Raw genomic sequence first — 20,680 nt, 5'->3', positions numbered from 1 at the left:
AGCCATGGCACTTTATTTGCTAGCAATATAACTCTTTGCTAACGATACAGTGAGGGCTACGTCATCAAAAACCAACGTGTACTGGTAATCGGAGGCAGCTCAGGTATTGGCGAGGCCACCGCCCTGCGTGCCGCCAATGCAGGTGCAACGGTAACGATTGCCTCGCGCACACCGGAACGTCTTAACGCCGCTTTGCAGCGATTACCAAAGGGTGTGCTGGAGCGGGAGCTTGATGTTCGGTCAGCGTCCGCAGTCGAAAACTTCTTTGCTACTCAGGCGCCGTGGAATCACGTCATTCTGGCAGGATCTTCTACTCGGGTCGGCACGATTCAGTCGCTGCCTCTGGATCAGGCTCATGACAGCATGCAAAGCAAATTCTGGGGCGCCTACCATGTCGGTCGCAGTGTCCACATTTGCGCAGGCGGCTCACTGACGTTCGTCTCCGGCATTTATGCCCAGCGGCCGAACGTCAATGCGGTGCTTCAGGGCGCCCTCAATGCCGCGGTTGAAGGCCTTATGCGAGGACTTGCGCTGGAGCTTGCGCCCGTAGGAATCCGGGTCAACGCCGTATCACCCAGTACCACGGAAACTCCGCTATGGGACCGCCTGGGGCCAGAGAGCCGCGAAGCGAAGTTCGCTTCCATGCGGCAGCGGTTGCTTACTGCGCAGGTGGCCGCTGCCGACGATATTGCCCACGCCATTTTGTATGTTGCGACCAATCCCTCCGCCACTGGCTCAATCGTGCTGGTGGATGGTGGCGATGCACTGGTCTAGTGCCCCGTTTACCCGTAGGAGCCACCCCATGAAACTGTTAAATGTGCCCGTCATTGATCTGAAACCCTTCCGTCGCGGCAGCGAAGCCGACAAAAAACAGGTTGCAGAGGCCGTTGACCGGGCCTGTTGTGACATCGGCTTTCTTATCATCAAGGGACATGGCGTCAGCCCCGAACTCATTGCCCGGACCCGCGAGGTATCCCGTGATTTTTTTGACCTTCCGCTTGCAGATAAAAAAAGGTTGCAAGGCCATCGATAGACGTCGCCCGGGGCTATATTGGTGTGGATGAGGAATCACTTGCGCGCGCCCGGGACCCGCAAGCCACCGGCAGTGATCTGAATGAAAGTTTCATGGTCGGGCCGGTGGACGTACCGCACCAGGACTACTTCAGCGCCCCAGCTGCCGGTAAACATTTTGCTCCCAACATCTGGCCTGAGAGGCCAGCCGAGCTGAAACAGGTCTGGACTCATTATTACCGGGAAATGGGCCAGCTTGCCGCCCTGCTCATGCGCGTTTTTGCGATGGCGCTGAAGCTTCCGGAAGATTACTTTGATGCTCGAATAGACCGGCACATCAGCCGTCTGCGAGTGCGTAACTACCCATCGCAGCTGAAGAAGTCGGCCCCGGGCCAGATCCGGGCGGGTGCCCACTCTGACTATGGCAGCCTTACTATTCTCGCCACGGAGGACCGGCCTGGAGGTTTGCAGGTCTGCAACGCCGAAGGCGAGTGGGTCGACGTGCCAATTGTCCCCGATTGTTTCATCATTAATATTGGCGACCTGTTAGCGCGTTGGACCAATGATACCTGGGTGTCAACTTTGCATCGCGTGGTGAACCCGCCCGCCAACTCGGGCCCCGAAACCCGGCGCCAGTCACTGGTGTTTTTTCATAATCCCAATTACGACGCAGCGATCAGCAATCTGGTGCCGGACACAACGGCAAAATACCCGCCTACCACGTCTGGGGCGCACCTTCTCTCTCTTTACACAGCAACCCAAAACACATGAAGTTCCCGACTGGGAGACTAGAAACCGGTCATTGAAGGGTTCCGGTCTTGGAGAAGTGCGGCCTGAGCGCTCTATGACGTCCGGTTTAAATCCGGCGTCAGCAGCCACTCGGCGCTGTCATTCCAGACGTCCATGCGGGTAATCCTGCCGTTACGAACCTCGAATCGGTCCAAATAACGGTTGCCAGCAAACGGGCGACCGTCAGGCCATTGTCCATAGAGTGTGCCGTTGGAATAGACCACTGTGTGATCGCTGTGTTCGGTCCAATCGAACGATCCGAGCTCCTTTTTTACCCAGGCATAGCGGCCACCGTTGAACTCAGTAATGGCGTGGGTGCTTGCCATAACGCGCCCCCCGGTGAAGGTGATGCGCACATCCGGTGCCATATAGGTGGCAGCGCGTTCCGGGTCCGGCGCCATAGATGCTTCCAGAAAATTGCTAACAATATTTATTGCTTCGTCTTTATCTGACACGGTCAATGCTCCTGATTGATGATGATGATCACATCGATATGCGCGCTATTTCGGTGCAAAAATATCGATAAAACGCTTTTTTAGTGCAAAAAAACGAAACTTTACTGAATAGCAGCCACATTATACTGGCATCCATATTGCTAGCAATATGTGTACACACGCAAGCAAATGTGGAGAAACGTAATGCGCTTAACAACACGGATCAAACATTGGTTCCTGCCCTTGGCCGCGACCGGGCTGTTCTCCCTGACCGGTCTGGTTCAGGCGGAAGATCCTCTGAAGATCGGTTTGGTGGCGGCCCTGTCAGGCCAATCCGCCAAGTCCGGTGAGGCTATTACCCGCGGACTGACCATCGCAATCGACGAAATCAACGCCAAAGGCGGCATTCTTGGTCGTAAAGTGGAACTGCTGCGTCGGGATGACGAGAGCAACCCCAATAAGGGGCTTTTGGCCGCCCGTGAACTGATTCAACGAGAAGAGGTAGCGGTGCTCTTCGGTGGCCTGGACACACCTGTCTCCTTGGCCATTGTGCCGCTGGCCAATAGCATGAAATTTCCGTTCATGGCTGTGTGGGCTGCCGGTACGCCGATCACCCAGAACGGCGCCGATGAGAACTACGTTTTCCGGGTGTCCGCTGTGGACGAATTGGTGGACGAAGCCTTGGTGCAATACGGCATCGACGAGTTTGGCATGGAAAAGCCGGGCATGATTCTGATTAACAACCCTTGGGGTGAGTCCAACGAAAAGGGTTTCCGCAAAGCGCTGGAATCTCGGGACATGGAATGGGCCGGCATTGAACGGGTTGAGGGCAATGATATTGACATGGTGCCACAGCTGAGCCGCCTTAAGGATGCTGGGGCCGATTCCCTGTTGATGGTTGCCAATGTTGCACCGTCTGCGCAGATAGTGAAATCCCTCGACCGGATGGGCTGGGATGTGCCGATTATTTCCCATTGGGGCCCTGCAGGTGGTCGCTTCAGCGAACTTGCCGGTGAAAATGCCGCCAAGGTCCACTTTATCCAGACCTTTACTTTTGTTGAAGATCAGCAAGGCAAGGGTGCTGATGTCATGGCTGCACTGAAAAAACGTTACCCGGAAATTCAGGATCTTGCCGATGTTACACCGGCAGTCGGCATCGCAAACGCCTACGACGCCATGCACCTGACGGCGCTGGCCATTGAGAATGCTGGCAGCACCGATGGCGCGGCTATTCGCAAGGGTTACTACGCCATTACCGAGCACGACGGCCTGATCAAGAACTACCTCAAGCCCTTCTCACCAGATCAGCACGACGCTGTGGGTCCGGAGGACTATGTGTTCACGCATTTTGTTGATGGCCGCATCATTCCCCTTGATCGCTAAGCCACGGCTCTTCGAACCTCGCATGCAGGCATTCGGTAACAGCCGGTCGGATCTCGGGTCCGGGCGGCAGGAGGACACCACGTCATGATCACCGCCAGTATCATCAGTGGGCTGGGCATGGGCAGCATGTATGCTCTGCTGGCACTGGGGTTTCACATAACCTTCATTGTTTCCCAGACGGTCAATTTCGCTCAGGGTAGCGCGATGATGGTAGGTGCCGTGCTGGGCTACACTTTTTGTATCACCCTGGGCTTGCCCTGGTTGGTGGCCGCGTTTCTGACCCTGGTCGTTTGCGCGCTCTATGGCCTGGCGATCGAGCGCTTCCTGGTGCGCCCGTTCCACAGCCGGGGCTCGGAAGCCTGGCTGCTGGCCACGGTGGCCGGGGGCCTGTTGGTAGACAACCTGGTGATGTTCACCTTTGGCAATGAGCCCCGCCGGTTCCTACTGGAAGGTGTCGACCATCGCCTGGAACTGTTTGGCACGGGTATCGGCCTGATGCAGCTGATCATTCCCGCCGTGGTGGCGGCAATCGTGCTGGTGCTGGTGCTGGTTCGGCGATACACCCGCTTGGGCAAGGTTCTGGGTGCCACGGTCCAGAACCCTACGGCGGCGCGGATGATGGGCATCCACGTAACCCGTGTGGTGGCAATTTCCTTTGCTGTCTCAACCGTGTTTGCCGGCATCGCCGGACTTCTGATCGCGCCCCTTGTGAGCGTACATTCGGAAATGGGCATGCTGTTCGGTCTCAAGGCCTTCGCCGTAGCGATCCTCGGCGGCATAAACAGTCTCAAGGGCGTGGTGTTCGCTGGCCTTCTGTTCGGTCTTGCGGAAGCGTTGATTATTGTCTACCTGGGCTCCACGCTCTCTCAGCTCCTGACTTTCAGCCTTGTAATCGTTGCCTTGGCGATACGCCCCAACGGTCTGTTCGGTTCCAAAGCGCTGGTGAAAGTATGATGTCCCCGAATGCCTTGACCTCGCATCGATGGCTGGTACCGATCCTGCTGGGTTTGCTGGCACTGACGGGTGCGGTGCTGTCCTTTACCCTGGGTGGTTATGGCCTGCTGGTTATGACCCTGATCGCCCTGACAACGGTGGTGTGTAGCGGTCTCAATATTCTGATTGGTCTCAGTGGCCAGATATCATTCGGCCATGTTGCTTTCTACGCCATTGGCGCCTATATCTCGGCACTGATGACCATGGCAGGGGTCCCGCTGGTATTGGGTATGGCCAGTGCTGCCATCGTCACCGCAGGTGTCGGCGCCTTGCTGGCAATACCGGCGGTGCGTGTCAGCGGTCCCTACCTTGCCATGGTGACCATCGCCTTCGGCTTTATCGTGCATCATGGCCTGATTGAGTGGCGATCCCTTACCGGCGGTGCCAACGGTTTGGCCGGAGTACCGATGCCGGATACGGGTAGCCTGCCGGCCAGTACCGGGCTGGCCTTGATTGCGGTGGCACTGATGGTCGCCTCGCTGATGTTTTTTCACCGCCTGGCCGGCAGCAGTTGTGGGCGGGCGATCCGCGCCGTCAAGGCCACCGAGATCGCGGCCCGTTCGCTGGGCTTTAATCCAGTGCAGACCAAGACTCTGGCCTTTGCCCTTTCGGCGCTTTTCGCGGGGCTGGCGGGGTCGCTGCTGTCGCCGTTGATGATGTTTATTAACCCGGATTCCTTTCCATTTACCCAGTCCATTCTCTTTGTACTGGCGGTCATTGTTGGCGGTGCCGGAACCGTGTTCGGGCCTTTGCTGGGGGCCGTTCTCATCGTGCTGGTGCCGGAATTGCTGTCAAGCATGGCGGAAATGCGACTGCTGCTGTTCGCCGGCGTTCTGCTCGGGGTGCTATGGATTGCACCAACCGGCGTGCTCGGCGTGCTTCAGGCCCGGTTTTCGAAACCGGAGCGACTGGTGCCCCGGCATCAGCCGGACGCTACCCGGCTGGCGAGTTTTCTGACCTGCGATGCGGGCGCCCCTGGCGGCTTGCGAGTGAAGGACATCGGCATCCGGTTCGGCGGCGTACAGGCGGCCGAGCGGGTCAGTTTCAATGCCGCACCGGGCACCGTCACCAGCATCATCGGGCCCAACGGTGCCGGCAAGACTACGGTACTGAACCTGGTCAGCGGTTTTTACGCACCGGACAGCGGCCGGATCGACCTCGACGGTGATCTGGCAGGCTTGCCTGCTTGGAAAATCGCCCGGGCTGGCATTGCCCGAACTTACCAGACCACCCAGTTGTTTGTCGGACTCACTGTGCTTGAGAACCTGCTGGCAGGTATGCAACGTGGCCGCCTGGGGGATTGTTGGCGCAAGCCAAACCCCCAACAAGTGGGCGTTGCCATGGATCTGCTGGCTTTGGTTGGCTACCGCGGCTCGGTGCATACCCTGGCCGAAGCCCTACCTCATGTCGATCGTCGCCTGGTGGAAATCGCCCGGGCTCTTGCACTGCGGCCAAGGGTGTTGTTGCTGGACGAACCAGCCGCCGGCCTGAGCCGAGTCGATACTGACCAGGTCGCCGGACTGCTTCGGACCATCGCGGGCTATGGTATTGCGGTGATTCTAGTGGAGCATGACATGACCATGGTGATGTCAGTTTCGGACCGCATCCTGGTGCTGGATGCCGGACGCCCAATCGCCTGGGGGGAGCCCGAAGAGGTTCGTTCCAACCCTGAGGTGGTAAGGGCTTACCTCGGGAGCACCGATTACCAGGCACCGCCTCGCTCCAAACTTTGGGATGGCAGTCGGGACGCCACTTTGTTCGTCAAAGATCTGGTCATTGACTACGGTGCCGCCCCGGTGGTCGAGGGGGTGAACCTGATGGTAAATCCAGGCGAGCTGATTGCTATTCTTGGGGCTAATGGCGCCGGTAAATCCAGCATTCTTCAGGCCATTGCGGGACTGCACTCCGCTTCTTATGGCTCAGTGGTGCTCAACAACGAAAATATTGAAACCCTGGACGCCAGCCAGATTGCAGGCAGAGGTCTGGCCCTGGTGCCTGAGGGCCGCCAGGTGTTTCCGGAGCTGAGTGTGCGGGACAACCTGCTGATGGGTGCCTACACCCGCACCGATCGCGCTCATCTGGACCAAGACGTGAATGACATCCTGGCACGCTTTCCTCGATTGCAGGACCGCATTAATAGCCCCGCTGGGCTGCTTTCAGGGGGTGAACAGCAAATGGTTGCTATCGGTCGTGGGCTAATGGCAAAACCTTCGATCCTGCTGTTGGACGAACCGTCTCTGGGGTTGGCGCCGGCCATGGTGGCCGAGCTTTATGACGCTCTGGCCGCCCTGCGGGATGAGGGCGTCACTCTGCTGTTGGTGGATCAGATGGCCAATCTTGCCCTGCAGGTGGCAGACCGGGCTTATGTATTGGAAACAGGGCGTGTGGTTCACTCTGGCGATGCCGAAGCTCTCCTCAACGATCCGGAACTGGAAGCCGCTTATCTGGGAGGGAATGTTACATGAACTCAATATTATTCAAGAACCTGAGACTTCCGAATCAACCGAATCGGATGACTGAATTACGGGTGGAACATGGCAGATTCATCGAGACTTTTGCCGACGATGCGTCACCTTTAACCGAGATCGATTTGGGGGGCAATCTGGTTTTGCCAGGACTCATTGAGACCCATATTCACCTCGACAAGGCCTGCATCATGGACCGCTGCAAGCTGAAGGAAGGTACCTTGAAGGAAGCTGTGGCCAGTACCAGCGCCGCCAAGGCGGAGTTCACTGAGGCGGATGTCTACCAGCGAGGCGCTCGCATCCTGGAACAAGCCATCACTCAGGGCACCACGCATATGCGCACCCATGTGGAACTGGACCCCGGCATCGGCCTGACCGGCTTCCGCGCTATCCGCCGCCTGCAACAGGACTATGCCTGGGGTGTCAGCCTGGAAATTTGTGTATTTCCCCAGGAAGGCCTGCTCAATAATCCCGGTACTGAAGAGCTATTGTGCGAAGCGCTGGAAAATGGCGCCACAGTCCTTGGCGGCTGCCCTTACATGGACGACGATCCTGCCGGTCAGATTCGGCGATTGTTCGAATTGGCGGAGCGTTACAACTGTGATCTAGATCTGCACCTGGATTTCGACCTCAACCCCGAAGGCATGACCATACCGGAGGTAATCCGGTGCACCCGCGCCTATGGCTGGCAGCACCGGGTTACGATCGGCCATGCCACCAAGCTGTCGGCATTAGCGCCAGACCCGTTTCGGGAAATCGCTCTGGCTCTGGCAGACGCTGGAGTTCAGGTGACCGCGTTACCGTCTACCGACCTGTTCCTTAACGGTCGGGAGGCTACCCACAATGTGCCTCGGGGCGTTGCGCCGCTGGCAAGGCTCCATGACTATGGTGTGACCTGTTCATTGTCTACCAATAACGTCGGCAATCCCTTCACGCCGTTTGGCGATGTCTCGCTGATCCGCCAAGCCAACCTGTTGGCTAATGTATGTCATTTGGGTACGCCGGCGGGGCTGACGCGCTGCCTATCATGGATTTCGGAGGAATCGGCGAAGCTGATTCGGCTGCAGAACTATGGTTTGACGCCAGGTTGTAACGCCGATTTTATTGTACTGGACGCCGAATCACCGGCGGCGGTAATCGCCAGTCTGGCGCAGCCACTGATGGCGTTCAAAGGTGGTCGTCAGAGTTTTGAGCGCAAGCCAGCGCAGCTCCTCGCACCGACACGTCACGGCTGACCTTCCGGCCCGGAAGCGGGCCATAATGCCGTGCATAAACGCTATCCATCGATCGCATTCTAGCAACTACAGGTAGCTCACCGCATGAAAGCCGAGTCGAACAAGGGCGTGATCTGCACCTACGACCCCAGGGCTAAGGCCGCGGTGCTGTCTGTGGTTTGCCTCCAAATGTTCGGTACCGGTGGCGATGTCCTGTGGCTGCTCAGTAACGGCAAGCGGGTGGATACCCTGATGGGCCTGCTTCGGGAGCCACCAACGCTGGCGCGCTGCGCGGATGGTTTCTGGCCCGTGATTGGAGCCGCGATCGTTGGGTGTCCACCCTTACCTGGCCGGACCTGCTAGAGCCGGCCATCGCCCTGGCTCGGGATGGCTATGGCGTTTCGGCCAACCAGGCGTTCTGGCAACAACAGCGCCATGAGCTGATTCAGGAACTGCCAGATCTCGGCGCCTTTTGTTGTAATAAGCAAGGCAACCTTTTGGCAGTCGGCACTCAGGGTGGTGATGGTCAGCCCGAGACCCAAATGGTGCTGGCCACGCAGCTGATCCCGTTCACCGGCCTGGCCGACGCCATCGCGGTGCACCCCGACGGCCGTCGAGAAGCCATGCATGACCCGCGGGGCGATGGAACTGCGCAGGGTCAGTAACAGCTCCTTTTTCAATATACCGTTACAAGAAAGCACCGCGGAAACGATCACAGTCCGCTCCGCCTCAGGCATTATCGGCGCCATACTCGCAGGCCTGCTGGGTCTCCGTTCAGCAACAATCAAACCTCTCTAGCGATGTCACCTTGACGCCAACGCTCCCACGCGATGGTCAAGCGCTGTAAACCTATGCTCTAAATTGGTGCTGCTGCGTCCGTTCTGTGCGTGTTGCCCAGTGGTTAACCAATAAAACTGACCGCGCCAGATCGCAGCTATTGCTTAAAATCAATGAGATAGGATGATTTTGACGGGTTGGCATCCCAATTGCTTTCGTTTGCAACTGTTCATACCGGTCATACCAGTTACTCAGAGCAGTTCCAGATTCCTTAACACTGTGAGCATGATGCCAACCCTTGCAAATGCGGCCGCGCAGGCCTTACAGCGAAGAATTGTTAGTGGTGAATACTTGCAAGGCGCGAGGTTACCACCACAGCGAAGTCTGGCGATAGATCTGGGTATCAGTCGAACCTCTCTTAGAGAAGCCATCTCAATGCTTGAGGCACTTGGGCTGGTGCATGCTCATCCCGGCCGGGGAGTGTATGTAACCCAAAGATCAACGAACGACGGCAGCAACGTTCCAAAAGGACCGGCGGGAGTGAGCCCGGAATCTATCTTTCAACTGCGTTACATCTTTGAGCCTGCGGCAGCTTCGTTGGCGGCAAAACGTGCTAACAGTGTCGACCAGCTGCAGGAAACCCAGGATGGTTTGGGCAATGCGCTTCAAAAGCTGGATCTTGTTGGTGCAGCGGAATGGGACCTTGAGTTTCACAAGCGCTTGGCGATGCTTTCTGGAAATCCGTCGCTTTTGGAGGTGGTACAGCAGAGCCAAATCAAGGTCGGTTACAGTCTGCGCCTGCCATTCGCCAATACCCGGCGAATTTGGGAAACCTTTGACGAGCACGGCGCCATCATCAAGGCAATCGCTGACGGGGATTCTGATCTCGCCCGTTCAGCCATCCAGAAGCATCTTCTTTTAGCCGCAGATCGAATCGGCATTCGCTTTGAACAACCCTAATTAATGAGCAACCTAAACGTAAATAAGGAGAAATCGATCATGCAAATGATGAAAGTTCTTTCGGAAAAACGAAGTCAATCATTCTTCAAGCCTCTTTTTGCAGCCGTGTTTGCTGTATTTGCAGTGTTCGCTAGCGTCGCCTCAGTGCAGGCGACAACGTTATCTGACATCAAAAAAGATGGTGTACTGAAAGTTGCTGTGCCTCAAGATTTCCCGCCATTTGGCAGTATCGGTTCGGATATGGCTCCCAGAGGCTATGACATCGACATGGCCAACCTGATTGGCGAGGAGCTGGGAGTCAATGTGGAACTCGTACCGGTTACTAGTGCGAATCGGATCCCGTTTCTAACGACCGGTAAGGTTGATCTGGTTATTTCGAGCCTTGGAAAGAACCCTGATCGTGCCAAGGTGATTGATTTCACTGATCCGTACGCTCCGTTTTTTAACGGGGTATTCGGTCCTGAGTCTTCGGATGTAAAAAATGCCGATGACCTGGATGGTAAAATGATCGCCGTTACCCGCGGTTCTATCGAGGACCTGGAACTTACAAAAATTGCTCCGGAAGGCGCTACGCTAAAGCGTTTTGAAGACAATAATGGCACCATCTCAGCCTTCCTCTCTGGACAAACCGACCTGATTGCGACCGGCAACGTGGTTGCCGCTGCCGTTGCCGAGCAAACGTCCGGCCGTGGACTGGAAGTAAAATTTCTGATCAAAAACTCGCCTTGCTTTGTCGGTGTGGCGAAGGGCGATACGGCTCTGATCGCAACAGTAAACGAGATTATCAAGAAGGCCAGGCAGGACGGTCGCCTTAACGAGATCTCCAAACGCTGGTTGAACGCACCGCTGCCGGCGGACTTCCAGTAAAACCTGCGGCCCGGCTTCGCGCCGGGCTTCAGCCAAAGCGTGGTGCGAATAAGTATGGCTTACGATTTTGATTTTGCCGCCATCTTTCAATATGCAGACTTACTGTTAAAAGGGGCGGGATTCACTCTTGCTCTGACGGCAGTTGGCAGTGTGTTCGGCATTTCTCTTGGTATTGTTTGTGCCGTTTGCCGGGCATGGGCGATAAAACCCTTTAACTGGATTGCCGCCGTCTATGTGGAGGTAATCAGGAATACGCCATTTCTGGTTCAGCTTTTCTTCATCTTTTTTGGCCTGCCTTCTCTGGGTATTCGCATAAGCAGTTGGGAAGCGGCGGTATTGGCGATGGTGATCAACCTGGGAGCGTACTCCACGGAAATCATTCGCGCCGGCATTCAGTCTACGATGCAGGGTCAGATTGAGGCCGGCGAGTCGCTGGCGTTCAATCGTTTCCAAATCTTTCGCCATATCGTGTTACGTCCTGCACTACAGAGGGTTTGGCCAGCGCTGAGCAGTCAAGTGATTATCGTTATGCTTGGCTCGGCTGTTTGCTCGCAGATTGCAACAGAGGAGTTGACCTCTGCGGCAAACTTTATCCAGTCGCGCAATTTTCGAGCCTTTGAAACTTACGCAGTGACAACCGCTGTTTATTTTCTGATGGCGCTGGGGATTCGTCAGATATTTAACTTAGTGGGTCGGTACATTATTGTTGGTCGTCCACAGACCGGGAGAGGTGCTGCATGACGGACTTTACCCTATTCGATATGTTGCGCGGGCTTTGGGGCGGTTTACAGTGGACGCTCGGCTTGTCGCTGCTGGCATTCGTGCTCGGTGGCACTATGGGGCTTCTTATCCTGTTCGCCCGGATGTCCGGCAGCGTAACTCTGCGAACCTTTGCGAAAGTCTATATTGAGCTGTTTCAGGGAACACCGCTGCTCATGCAGTTGTTCATGCTGTTCTTTGGGATCTCGCTGATGGGTCTGGATATCTCGCCATTGCTTGCCGCTGCCCTGGGACTGACACTTTTTACCAGCGCGTTTCTAGCGGAGATCTGGCGCGGCTGTGTTCAATCGATTCCGGAGGGCCAATGGGAAGCTACGGACAGTCTGGCATTCAGTTACTGGGAGCAGATGCGCTACGTTATTTTGCCCCAAGCCTTTCGTATCGCAATCCCGCCCACGGTAGGTTTCTCCGTACAGGTGGTGAAAGGCACGTCAGTGGCGTCAATCATTGGTTTCGCAGAGCTCACCAAGACCGGGACTATGATCGCAAACGCGACTTTCGATCCATTCACTGTCTTCGGCTTGGTGGCGCTGGGGTATTTCGCCCTATGCTGGCCACTGTCTCTGTTTGCTCGTCGTTTGGAAGGAGGCGCTCGTGTCACTCGTTAATATCAATGAAATTCATAAATACTTTGACGATCTTCATGTTCTGAAGGGGGTTACCCTGGAGGTTCAGGAGGGCGAAGTTGTTACTATTATTGGTCGCAGTGGTTCTGGCAAAAGTACATTGCTGCGGACAATTAACGGCCTGGAAGGGATCGATGGCGGTACTATTCACGTCGATGGCCATGAGCTCGTGTCAAGCACGAAGAGTCTTCGTGAATTGCGCCTGAAGGTAGGAATGGTCTTTCAGCAGTTCAATCTCTTTCCTCATCTTAAAGCCGGCCAGAACGTAATGTTGGCACTCAAGGTAGTCAAGGGTATTGATGAAGCTGAAGCTCGGGAGATGGCGCTGAAGGCTATGGAAAAAGTAGGGCTGCTTGAAAAGTTTGATGTCTATCCGGATCAGCTGTCCGGGGGTCAACAGCAGCGCGTAGCAATAGCCCGGGCACTGGCAATGTCGCCAAAGGTATTGTTGTGTGACGAGATTACGTCTGCGCTGGATCCTGAGCTTGTGAACGAGGTCTTGACGGTGGTTCGCCAACTGGCAGATGAGGGTATAACACTGATTATTGTGACCCATGAAATGCGATTTGCTCGGGATGTCAGTGACAAGGTCATCTTCATGCATCACGGCAGGGTGCATGAGTCTGGCGATCCCAAAGATCTCTTTAATAATCCACAAACACCTGAGCTGTCAGCCTTTATTCAGTCCATCGCCTGATGAGCAAGCCAATAGACTGGGGCCCATTTTCTCGTAGGCGGCTGATGTTGATTTAGCAAAACAGAGAATCGCCGGGGACAAGAGAAACGCCGGGGTGAGGTCGTGCGTTTTGCCTCTGCCTTGCCCTTTCGTTGCAATCGCTTCAGTCCGCCTCGCGGAAATCAGCGTGAGATGCATGCTGAAACCAATGATGATTTGCCCATCCCGGTAGGTTACTGCGAACGAGGCGGCCTACAGATCAACAACGTGTTATTCCCTGATCGAAACCGCGAAAACAGACAGCCTGGAATCCTCGGTTTATATCCAATATGTGCTGGCGCGAATCGCCGAAGCAGACATGCTGAAAAAGCTGTAGGCACTGTTGCCACTGAACGTGGAGCTGAAGTGGGCGTTAAAAAATTGTGGCAGGTCAATTGCGGACGATTAAGTCTGTCTAAGTGCGCTTAAACAGGGAAGGCTGTCTTGACGGAGAATGTTCCCTATCTGTAACCTCCTGCGTCATGTGCAGATCTCGTGGATTTACTCTACTCGAATTAATGTTGGTGATCGTTATTGTCGCCATCCTCATCATGTTTGCAGTGCCATCGTTCCAGTGGATGATCCAGAAAGTCACGATATACAGCAATGTGAATACATTTCTGTCCGACATGCGCTATGCGCGCAGTGAAGGCATTCGGCGCGGCGGAGGTGTTGTGCTGTGTCGTAGCGACGCCCCTGAAGCGGCCGCTCCTGCTTGTGGTAGCGGCTTCGGCCCTGGTGGAAATGGCTGGGTCAGTGGCTGGATTATTTTTCAGGACTTGAGCAATGACGGGAACAAAAACACAAACGATCCACTCTTGCGCGTGCAGGCACCCATCATCGCGATAAATTCCATTCTGGGCACCTTACCCGACAGCTCATCCTACACCACATTTAGCTTTACGGCGACCGGACGCCTGCGCAGCTTAACCGGGGTGGCAACAATGCCATTTGGCGGCGATGGTATGTTTGCCAAAACAGTGCAACGCGTGGTGTGTGTCAGCCTTAGCGGTCGCGCCCGAATTGCAGGCGACGGGAGCATCAGCTCATGCGGCTAGCCCCAATAACTGTGAAGAAGATGCCGACTATGAATCATCACCCTCAAAGCGGCGCTTTTTTGATTGAGGTCATGGTTGCTACGCTGCTTCTATCGTTTGGGGTGCTGCCTCTTATTGCGACGATGACTTTCGCCGTACAGATGCCAAAATTAGCGGGCTACCGTGCAACCGCCGTTAACCTGGCATCCAACTATGTCGAACGTATGAGGGCTAATCCAGCCAATCCGGCCAGTCCTGTCAGTCTCTTTCCTTACAGTGAGAAACCCAGCAGTTACGACGGTACACAAGCAGACATATCTGCGCCGTCGCTCTCACTCTGTAACTACCCTGATTGCAATGTCGACACCATGCTCATTCGGGACGTCTATGAGATGCAAGTCGCAGCACGTCGCGAACTGCCTGCCGGCGGTATTGTCGTATCGTGCGACGCCGGCGATTGCAGTAACGGCATCGGCAACCTGTGGGTTATGTGGCAGGAACCCGACTCGTTTGATGCACTCAGTCCATCATCCTCTGACAATTGCCCCACCGGCGTCGCGAGTACCGACCCCAACCCGCGTTGCTTGTATGTGAGATTTACACTTTGACACCCCATCGCCGCTTATCGGAATGGCGCTGCCTTCAGGGTTTCTCGTTGATCGAACTGATGATTTCTCTGGCCCTTGGATTGATCATTGTAGCTGCGGCTTTGTCCGCGTACGTGGGCACAGCGGGAGCTGCAAGAATGGCCGAAGCCCAGGGGCGCATGTACGAAGATGCCCAGGCAGCACTGACCATTCTGACCCAGCAGTTACGGATGGCGGGCAACAACCCCGATCAGACTGATCGGCTCGACACCAGTGTAAAAGACCCTATCTACACGAAGCCGACATCTTCTGGTTTGACCTATTCTGGTGATGTATCGCCTGAGTTTGTCGACGCATTAGTTACTCCAGCGCTTGAACTCTCCAATTACAGCATTCGTGGCTGCGACGGAGCGTTCAGCAACGTCACTGCGGCAACCAGTCTCGATGAGCTCGACTGCGTCGCAACGGCTGCCGTCATCGCTGAACCAGACTCCATTGCCCTTAGTTACCAAGCCGATGAATTCAATACTGTGCCTGCCATCGCCAGCGCACCGCCTCCGACCGATTGCCTTGGGTATGCGTTGAATAAGATTAAGGCCGAAATTCCCGGAATTCCAGTTGGCCCAGGTTTAGGCGTTTTCTCTTCCGTGCCTAAAGATGTGTTCTATTTCATGGCAGACAATCGGTTTTATATTGATACATCCTCTGCCACTGCCACACCGCCGTCTGTTCCCAGCCTGTATTGCCAAGGTAATGGCATCGACAGTAAAGCTCAACCTTTAGTCGAGAACATTGAGGACATGCAGATCACCTATGGGGTAGAGATTCCCGACAATCAAACGCGAACTGTGGCCGGCTATATGCGCGCCGATGAACTCCTCGTTCATCCCGACTTAACGGCTTTTTCCGCACAGGAACGCTGGAGAAAAGTCGTCACAGTCCGTATTTGTCTTCTGCTGCGCAGCGAGAATGCCGTGGTATCAGACTCGGCCTCAGCGCGTTACTTCAACTGTGCTGGCACCCTGGAAACTTCGCCCCCAGACGACCTTCGGTTAAGGCGCGCTTACTCCACCACCGTTATGTTGCGAAATTGGCTAGAAATTACTGCCCACACCTCGCTATGAAAGTGTCCATCCAATCTGTACCCAGCCCAACGCCGGGAAAAATCTCGCCGCACTCCCGGTTGGCGCACTCCCGGTTGGCGAAGTCTCAGCATGGCGTCGTACTGATCATTGCACTGATTATGCTGGTCGTCATCTCGATGCTTGCCGCCATTAGTATCCGCAACGCCACCACCACAATCAGTGTATCTGGCAATGTACGCACCACTGAACTGGCCACTCAAGCCGCGGAGATTGCTTTACAGCATTGCGAGCGCTCTGTTTTGCAGATATTGAAAGTTGACGCTGGCGGCACCGACGACTACGCAACCACATTCACTTACGATAATATTTTATTCGAGGCTAAACCGCCGGATTGGCAAAATACGACAATGTGGGATGGCACCTCATCTAAGGCTTATTCGCTTCCCCTGAGCATGGTCAACCAAGCTGGCATGGCTGCCACCTACAAGCGAGCACCCGAGTGCATGGTCGAGCGCATGATTATAGCGAGGATTGTAGTGGAGGCGGTACCCGCTATACCGGCGGTACCGGCTATACCGGCTGGCCCTGGGGGTACCTCATCGGCTGTGCCAGCTGTGCCGGCGGTGCCAACTGTACCAGCAAAATACAAGATAGATCCGGATTCCTTGTTTCGGATCACTGCCCGCGGGTTTGGTCCTGAAGTGGAAAATGATGCCGGCCGTCCCGTTGGCAGTGAAGTCTGGCTGCAATCTCAGATTAAAATACGCTATTACGAAGATGATGAGTAAATTCACATATTAAAACACAGGATGAAATCCCCATGATTAAGCTCTTGTGCACTTCCTTATCGACCGTTAAAAGGTCCAATAACTGGAGACCGTGGTCACGGCAGTCGTTGGCACTACTGTTGTTATTGGTTTGGCTACCGGCTCAAGCGGCAAATTACTCTTTCACTAACAATATACCAACAGACAATATTCCAGCCGTCTGTACAGGACCTGTGAGTGATGTTTACACCTGCAGTCCACTAACGCTTGCCGCCGGAGACACCATCACCATCACAGGGCCAACCGCCATCACTGTCAGCGGTGATTTCACAACCGGCAACTTCACCCAAATCAATGCCGCAGGAGACTCCACCGACCTGACTATTACGGTTACCGGGATTACCGAGTTGGGCGCCAGCACAATTCTTAAAGGAAACATTATTGGCAACAACGCCACAACTGGGACTATCACCATTGGCGCTAACAGCCAAGTTGAAGGTGACCTGACCACAACCACCGCAGGCGTCATCAACATCGGCGCTGACAGCGTTGTCGTCGGTGATCTCAACACCCTGTCGGGTGCCATCAACGTCGGCGATAGAAGCACGGTCACAGGTTCGATCAAATCCAGTTTGGCAGGCGTTATAACAATCGGTGCTGACAGCGTTGTAGGCGGTGACCTTACCACCTTATCGGGTGCTATCAACGTCGGCGATAGAAGCACGGTCAATGGTTCGATCCTCTCTAGTCTGGCGGGTGCTGTCACCATAGGGGTTCACGTGATAGCTATGGGCGATGTCGCTACCACCTACGAAGGCAGCGAGATTGGTGCTGGCGCTATCACCATCAATAGCGGTAGCGAGGTCGCTGGCTCGGTAACCACGAACACCGGTGCAATTACCGTTGGGGTTGACGCAAAAGTTGCCGGCAACGTTAGCGCCAACGATGGAGCTATTACAGTTGAGGCTGGCGCAGATATTGCCTTTAGTACCTGCACCGGCAACTCCGGCGCTATCACTATCGGGACTGGTGCAAACGTTGGCGGCAATGTTGAAACCGCCACAGCAGGTGCTATTACTATCGGCGCTTTGGCTAACGTCACAGGCGGGGTCACTGTCCACAAAGCGGGCGCTCGAACAATCGGGGCTGGTGCAACCGTCGGCGAGAGAATGGACGCAAACTGCGAAAGTATTGACCCCGACATACTACCGCCAGAAACAGTATTATCACCGCCAAGAATAATATCGCGCCAGTGGCGTCAAATTTTGATGCGGTAGCAGGAAATACATCCTCCCACATTGAATCAGGAGTACGTTTTATGCGCTTTAATTTCCACTCGGTTAAACGCTCAACGCGTCGGTTTAGTGCCGGGTTTACTTTGATCGAGCTCATGATCACGGTGGTAATTGTCGCAATTTTAGCCAGCATAGCGCTGCCGTCTTATACCCAGTATATAGCGCGCGCAAAACGGGCGGACGCCCGAACCCAGTTGTTGCAGGTTGCCCAGTTCATGCAGCGTTTTTATGCGGCCAATGACAGTTTTAAAAAAGATCGCGCCGGCAACGATGTGATCGATCAAATTCCAGATAGCCTAAAGCAGTCGCCTGCAGACGGAAGCGCGATTTATCAGCTTTCGATTCCAACGGCAACGCTGACTGCCTTCGGTTATGAACTCAGAATGGCTCCGGTTACCGGCGGATCGATGGGTGCCGATTCGTGTGGAACCTTTACCCTGACCTCAACTGGCGTGCGCGGTGTTTTAGTTGGCGGTTCAGCCGGCGACGCATCCCTGCGCAACACTTGCTGGAAATAAGCCCAAAAGTGTTGGGATCAGTTTTCGACGACGTGTGTGAGGCCTTCAACGGGTGATGGGCCGGCTAGATATCCAGACAGATTTTGCCGAAATGCTGGCTGGTTTCTTGATACTTGAACGCTTCGACAATCTCGCTCAACGGGAAATGACGATCAATAATCGGGCGCATGCCATTGGTGTTGATGGCACGGATCATCTCTTGCTGCTGGCTGCGACTGCCCACCAGCACGCCTTGCAGACGTACTTGTTTGATCAGTGCCGGTACAAAGTTCATTGCACCGCTTACGCCACTCAATATCCCGATAATCGAGATGTGACCAGCAACCCGGATTGCAATCATCGATTGCTCAAGCGTTGCCGGGCCGCCGACTTCGATAATGTGATCGACACCACGACCACCCGTAAGAGCGCGTGCTGTTTCGCCCCAGTTAAGGTTTTTGCGATAATTGATCACATGATCAGCGCCCAGAGCTTTCAAACGTTCAAGTTTTTCATCGCTTGAAGAGGTAGCGATGACGGTAGCACCGGCCATTTTGGCGAACTGTAGGGCAAAAATAGAAACGCCGCCAGTGCCTTGGACAAGCACCGTGTCGCCCGGCTTGAGCGAGTCATCGGCCATCAAAGCGCGCCACGCGGTCAGTCCGGCGGTGGTTAGCGTTGACGCTTCAGCGTGGCTGTAGCCCGCAGGGGCAAGGGTGAACGAGGTGGCTTTGGCCGTCACTTGTTCACGGGCGTAGCCGTCAATGCCATCACCTGGCACGCCGGCAAAGCCCTCAACCAGCGGTGTGCCGTCGATCCACTCCGGAAAGAATGTGCTTACGACAGAGTCACCCATCTTGAATTCAGTGACATCTGGGCCAACGTCGATGACTTCACCTGCGCCATCGGCCATGGGGATGCGTTTTTCGCTGGGGCCCCACATGCCGCTGACCACCGCGAAGTCGTGGTAGTTAAGCGAGTTGGCGTGAAGGCGCACGGTGATTTCGCCACGCGCTGCGGCGCTGACGTCGCTGCTGCTAACAACGACCTTTTCATAGCCGCCGCCAGGTTGGACGAAGATAGTCTTGATGCTCATAGGGCTCCTTTATATTTTCTAATTCCGCAAAATAACGAAATGAATGGTTAAAAATTACAACTCGATGATCAGCTTTGCTACAAAGCCAGTAATCACCTGCTCATTGCGCCGGTAGTAGGTCCACTTGCCAATGCGAGTGCTTAGCACGAAGCCTGCACGTTGCAGGATGGCCAAGTGCGCAGACGCGGTAGAGGGTGAAAGCCCGGCCTTGTGTTGCAAGTGGGTCACGCATACCCCAATAGCAGGATCGCCATGATCCTGAGGTGGGAAATTATTGAGCGGGTCTTTGAGCCACTCCATCATTTGCATGCGAGTGTCATTACCCAGAGCCTTGATCTGTTCGAGTATCATAGTGGGTAATATTACGCTTTTTTACGAAATGATCAACACGTAATTTATGAGGCGTGAGGCGCTGGGGTCAGGTCTTACGTTTTGCGCCTGCCTTGCCATTTCGTCGTAATCGTCACACCCGGTCAATGATCTCGCACAACGCGTCTAGCCCATCCGTCAGGGCAGCTGGCCCGGGTTGAAGAATCAGGGGTGACTTAATTTCGTAGAGGTGGTTGTTCGCCACGGCAGGGATAGCTTCCCAGCCGGATCGCCCGGCCACTTGATCCGGGCGAAATTTACGCCCGCACCAGGAGCCGATGATGATATCCGGCTTGCGGTTTACGACCTCTTCGGGATTCTGAATGATCCGTTCCTTGGCACCGGGTTCGGTTGCTTTTTCAGGAAAGATATCTTCGCCACCCGCGATGCCAATCAGCTCCGATACCCAGCCTATGCCGGTGATCATGGGGTCGCCCCACTCTTCGAAGTAGACGCGCGGGCGGTTTGTTCTGATCCTTTCGAGCCGGACTTGCTCAACCCTGGCGGCCAGCTCGTGGGCGTAGGCGTCTGTCTTGGCGGAGAGGCCCAGCATGCCGCCAAGGGTTCGGATCATGGACAAAATTCCGGCCACGGTACGTTGATTAAAGACGTGTACGGCCACGCCATTCCGCACCAGCTCGGCAGCGATATCCGCCTGCATGTCCGAGAACCCTAGGACTAAGTCCGGCTTCAGCTCCAGGATTCGCCCAATCTTGGCGGAGGTGAAGGCGGAAACCTTGGGCTTTTCCTTCCTGGCCCTTTCGGGCCTGACTGTGAATCCAGAGATGCCAACGATCCGATCCTCCGCGCCGATGGCGTAGAGTGTTTCCGTGGTTTCCTCAGTGAGGCAGATAATGCGTTGGGGATAATTCATGGCTTCATATTCCTTTGTACACCGGATTCCCTGGCAGGGCGGAAAATCGTGAGGTGGGC

At 55.2% G+C, this 20,680-nt stretch carries 22 protein-coding genes and 1 pseudogene; 19 read left to right on the top strand and 4 right to left on the bottom strand.

Annotated elements, in window-relative coordinates; all coding sequences use genetic code 11:
• Positions 1–63: 63 nt before the first annotated feature.
• The gene (locus tag ABA45_RS14060; RefSeq protein WP_048387099.1) at positions 64–774 is read left to right on the top strand and encodes an SDR family oxidoreductase; all 711 of its coding nucleotides are present in this window, start codon (positions 64–66) and stop codon (positions 772–774) included.
• A 28-nt stretch (positions 775–802) separates the two neighbouring features.
• Positions 803–1,782: pseudogene (locus tag ABA45_RS14055) on the top strand (isopenicillin N synthase family dioxygenase).
• A 71-nt stretch (positions 1,783–1,853) separates the two neighbouring features.
• Here the strand turns inward: ABA45_RS14055 and ABA45_RS14050 are convergent.
• On the bottom strand, positions 1,854–2,255 hold the full coding sequence (locus ABA45_RS14050; protein ID WP_048387097.1) for a nuclear transport factor 2 family protein: 402 nt from the start codon (positions 2,253–2,255) through the stop codon (positions 1,854–1,856).
• A gap of 183 nt (positions 2,256–2,438) precedes the next feature.
• Here ABA45_RS14050 and ABA45_RS14045 point away from each other — a divergent pair, with 183 nt between their 5' ends.
• The 17 genes from ABA45_RS14045 to ABA45_RS13965 all read left to right on the top strand — a co-directional run bounded on the left by ABA45_RS14045 (position 2,439) and on the right by ABA45_RS13965 (position 18,303).
• On the top strand, positions 2,439–3,617 hold the full coding sequence (locus ABA45_RS14045) for an ABC transporter substrate-binding protein (protein WP_048387095.1): 1,179 nt from the start codon (positions 2,439–2,441) through the stop codon (positions 3,615–3,617).
• 84 nt (positions 3,618–3,701) lie between these two features.
• The gene (locus ABA45_RS14040; RefSeq protein WP_048387093.1) at positions 3,702–4,571 is read left to right on the top strand and encodes a branched-chain amino acid ABC transporter permease; all 870 of its coding nucleotides are present in this window, start codon (positions 3,702–3,704) and stop codon (positions 4,569–4,571) included.
• Positions 4,568–7,075 (top strand): branched-chain amino acid ABC transporter ATP-binding protein/permease, encoded by a 2,508-nt coding sequence (locus ABA45_RS19810; protein ID WP_048387091.1) that lies wholly within the window; start codon positions 4,568–4,570, stop codon positions 7,073–7,075. Before ABA45_RS14040 ends, ABA45_RS19810 begins: the two co-directional genes overlap by 4 nt.
• Positions 7,072–8,310 (top strand): amidohydrolase family protein, encoded by a 1,239-nt coding sequence (locus ABA45_RS14030; RefSeq protein WP_048387089.1) that lies wholly within the window; start codon positions 7,072–7,074, stop codon positions 8,308–8,310. The genes ABA45_RS19810 and ABA45_RS14030 overlap by 4 nt, the downstream gene beginning before the upstream one ends.
• A gap of 311 nt (positions 8,311–8,621) precedes the next feature.
• Positions 8,622–8,954, top strand: a complete 333-nt coding sequence (locus ABA45_RS19465) for a gamma-glutamyltransferase family protein (RefSeq protein ID WP_264753020.1) — start codon at positions 8,622–8,624, stop codon at positions 8,952–8,954.
• A 295-nt stretch (positions 8,955–9,249) separates the two neighbouring features.
• Positions 9,250–10,026 carry a FadR/GntR family transcriptional regulator gene (locus ABA45_RS14015; protein ID WP_319803523.1) on the top strand — a complete coding sequence of 259 codons (777 nt, stop codon included), beginning with the start codon at positions 9,250–9,252 and terminating at the stop codon, positions 10,024–10,026.
• A 39-nt stretch (positions 10,027–10,065) separates the two neighbouring features.
• A complete protein-coding gene (locus ABA45_RS14010) occupies positions 10,066–10,893 on the top strand; it encodes a transporter substrate-binding domain-containing protein (RefSeq protein ID WP_048387083.1) in 828 nt (275 codons plus the stop codon).
• A 54-nt stretch (positions 10,894–10,947) separates the two neighbouring features.
• Positions 10,948–11,634, top strand: coding sequence for an amino acid ABC transporter permease (locus ABA45_RS14005; RefSeq protein ID WP_048387081.1), 687 nt, complete (start codon positions 10,948–10,950; stop codon positions 11,632–11,634).
• Positions 11,631–12,281, top strand: coding sequence for an amino acid ABC transporter permease (locus ABA45_RS14000; protein ID WP_048387079.1), 651 nt, complete (start codon positions 11,631–11,633; stop codon positions 12,279–12,281). Before ABA45_RS14005 ends, ABA45_RS14000 begins: the two co-directional genes overlap by 4 nt.
• A complete protein-coding gene (locus tag ABA45_RS13995; RefSeq protein ID WP_048387077.1) occupies positions 12,268–12,996 on the top strand; it encodes an amino acid ABC transporter ATP-binding protein in 729 nt (242 codons plus the stop codon). The genes ABA45_RS14000 and ABA45_RS13995 overlap by 14 nt, the downstream gene beginning before the upstream one ends.
• Before the next feature lie 256 nt (positions 12,997–13,252).
• Positions 13,253–13,351: a hypothetical protein gene (locus tag ABA45_RS19460; RefSeq protein WP_406564665.1), complete on the top strand. Its 99-nt coding sequence runs from the start codon at positions 13,253–13,255 to the stop codon at positions 13,349–13,351.
• A gap of 145 nt (positions 13,352–13,496) precedes the next feature.
• Positions 13,497–14,072, top strand: a complete 576-nt coding sequence (locus ABA45_RS13990) for a GspH/FimT family pseudopilin (RefSeq protein WP_084708353.1) — start codon at positions 13,497–13,499, stop codon at positions 14,070–14,072.
• Between the two features lie 29 nt (positions 14,073–14,101).
• On the top strand, positions 14,102–14,659 hold the full coding sequence (gene pilV, locus ABA45_RS13985) for a type IV pilus modification protein PilV (protein WP_048389104.1): 558 nt from the start codon (positions 14,102–14,104) through the stop codon (positions 14,657–14,659).
• Complete coding sequence (locus ABA45_RS13980) at positions 14,632–15,762, top strand: PilW family protein (protein WP_406564637.1); 1,131 nt, start codon at positions 14,632–14,634, stop codon at positions 15,760–15,762. Before pilV ends, ABA45_RS13980 begins: the two co-directional genes overlap by 28 nt.
• A 74-nt stretch (positions 15,763–15,836) precedes the next feature.
• The gene (locus ABA45_RS13975; RefSeq protein ID WP_048389101.1) at positions 15,837–16,511 is read left to right on the top strand and encodes a pilus assembly PilX family protein; all 675 of its coding nucleotides are present in this window, start codon (positions 15,837–15,839) and stop codon (positions 16,509–16,511) included.
• Between the two features lie 212 nt (positions 16,512–16,723).
• The gene (locus tag ABA45_RS13970; protein WP_048387073.1) at positions 16,724–17,767 is read left to right on the top strand and encodes a beta strand repeat-containing protein; all 1,044 of its coding nucleotides are present in this window, start codon (positions 16,724–16,726) and stop codon (positions 17,765–17,767) included.
• A complete protein-coding gene (locus ABA45_RS13965; RefSeq protein WP_319803522.1) occupies positions 17,743–18,303 on the top strand; it encodes a type IV pilin protein in 561 nt (186 codons plus the stop codon). The genes ABA45_RS13970 and ABA45_RS13965 overlap by 25 nt, the downstream gene beginning before the upstream one ends.
• A gap of 64 nt (positions 18,304–18,367) precedes the next feature.
• Here the strand turns inward: ABA45_RS13965 and ABA45_RS13960 are convergent, their stop codons facing one another.
• From ABA45_RS13960 to ABA45_RS13950, 3 genes are all read right to left on the bottom strand, one after another.
• Positions 18,368–19,378: a zinc-dependent alcohol dehydrogenase family protein gene (locus ABA45_RS13960; RefSeq protein ID WP_048387070.1), complete on the bottom strand. Its 1,011-nt coding sequence runs from the start codon at positions 19,376–19,378 to the stop codon at positions 18,368–18,370.
• A 54-nt stretch (positions 19,379–19,432) separates the two neighbouring features.
• Positions 19,433–19,729: an ArsR/SmtB family transcription factor gene (locus tag ABA45_RS13955; protein ID WP_048387067.1), complete on the bottom strand. Its 297-nt coding sequence runs from the start codon at positions 19,727–19,729 to the stop codon at positions 19,433–19,435.
• 112 nt (positions 19,730–19,841) lie between these two features.
• On the bottom strand, positions 19,842–20,621 hold the full coding sequence (locus tag ABA45_RS13950; protein ID WP_048387064.1) for a cobalamin-binding protein: 780 nt from the start codon (positions 20,619–20,621) through the stop codon (positions 19,842–19,844).
• Positions 20,622–20,680: the final 59 nt, after the last annotated feature.

Source organism: Marinobacter psychrophilus, assembly GCF_001043175.1.
Taxonomy (GTDB): Bacteria; Pseudomonadota; Gammaproteobacteria; order Pseudomonadales; family Oleiphilaceae; genus Marinobacter; species Marinobacter psychrophilus.
This window is presented reverse-complemented; position numbering and strand designations above follow the sequence as displayed.

Excerpts from the sequence above, each read along its gene's own strand:
- ABA45_RS14005 (WP_048387081.1), top strand. The coding sequence starts at position 10,948 with ATGGCTTACGATTTTGATTTTGCCGCCATCTTTCAATATGCAGACTTA.
- ABA45_RS14030 (WP_048387089.1), top strand. The coding sequence starts at position 7,072 with ATGAACTCAATATTATTCAAGAACCTGAGACTTCCGAATCAACCGAAT.
- ABA45_RS13960 (WP_048387070.1), bottom strand. The coding sequence starts at position 19,378 with ATGAGCATCAAGACTATCTTCGTCCAACCTGGCGGCGGCTATGAAAAG.
- pilV (WP_048389104.1), top strand. The coding sequence starts at position 14,102 with ATGAATCATCACCCTCAAAGCGGCGCTTTTTTGATTGAGGTCATGGTT.
- ABA45_RS19810 (WP_048387091.1), top strand. The coding sequence starts at position 4,568 with ATGATGTCCCCGAATGCCTTGACCTCGCATCGATGGCTGGTACCGATC.
- ABA45_RS14010 (WP_048387083.1), top strand. The coding sequence starts at position 10,066 with ATGCAAATGATGAAAGTTCTTTCGGAAAAACGAAGTCAATCATTCTTC.
- ABA45_RS14040 (WP_048387093.1), top strand. The coding sequence starts at position 3,702 with ATGATCACCGCCAGTATCATCAGTGGGCTGGGCATGGGCAGCATGTAT.
- ABA45_RS14000 (WP_048387079.1), top strand. The coding sequence starts at position 11,631 with ATGACGGACTTTACCCTATTCGATATGTTGCGCGGGCTTTGGGGCGGT.
- ABA45_RS13950 (WP_048387064.1), bottom strand. The coding sequence starts at position 20,621 with ATGAATTATCCCCAACGCATTATCTGCCTCACTGAGGAAACCACGGAA.
- ABA45_RS14015 (WP_319803523.1), top strand. The coding sequence starts at position 9,250 with ATGATTTTGACGGGTTGGCATCCCAATTGCTTTCGTTTGCAACTGTTC.
- ABA45_RS14045 (WP_048387095.1), top strand. The coding sequence starts at position 2,439 with ATGCGCTTAACAACACGGATCAAACATTGGTTCCTGCCCTTGGCCGCG.
- ABA45_RS13955 (WP_048387067.1), bottom strand. The coding sequence starts at position 19,729 with ATGATACTCGAACAGATCAAGGCTCTGGGTAATGACACTCGCATGCAA.
- ABA45_RS13990 (WP_084708353.1), top strand. The coding sequence starts at position 13,497 with ATGTGCAGATCTCGTGGATTTACTCTACTCGAATTAATGTTGGTGATC.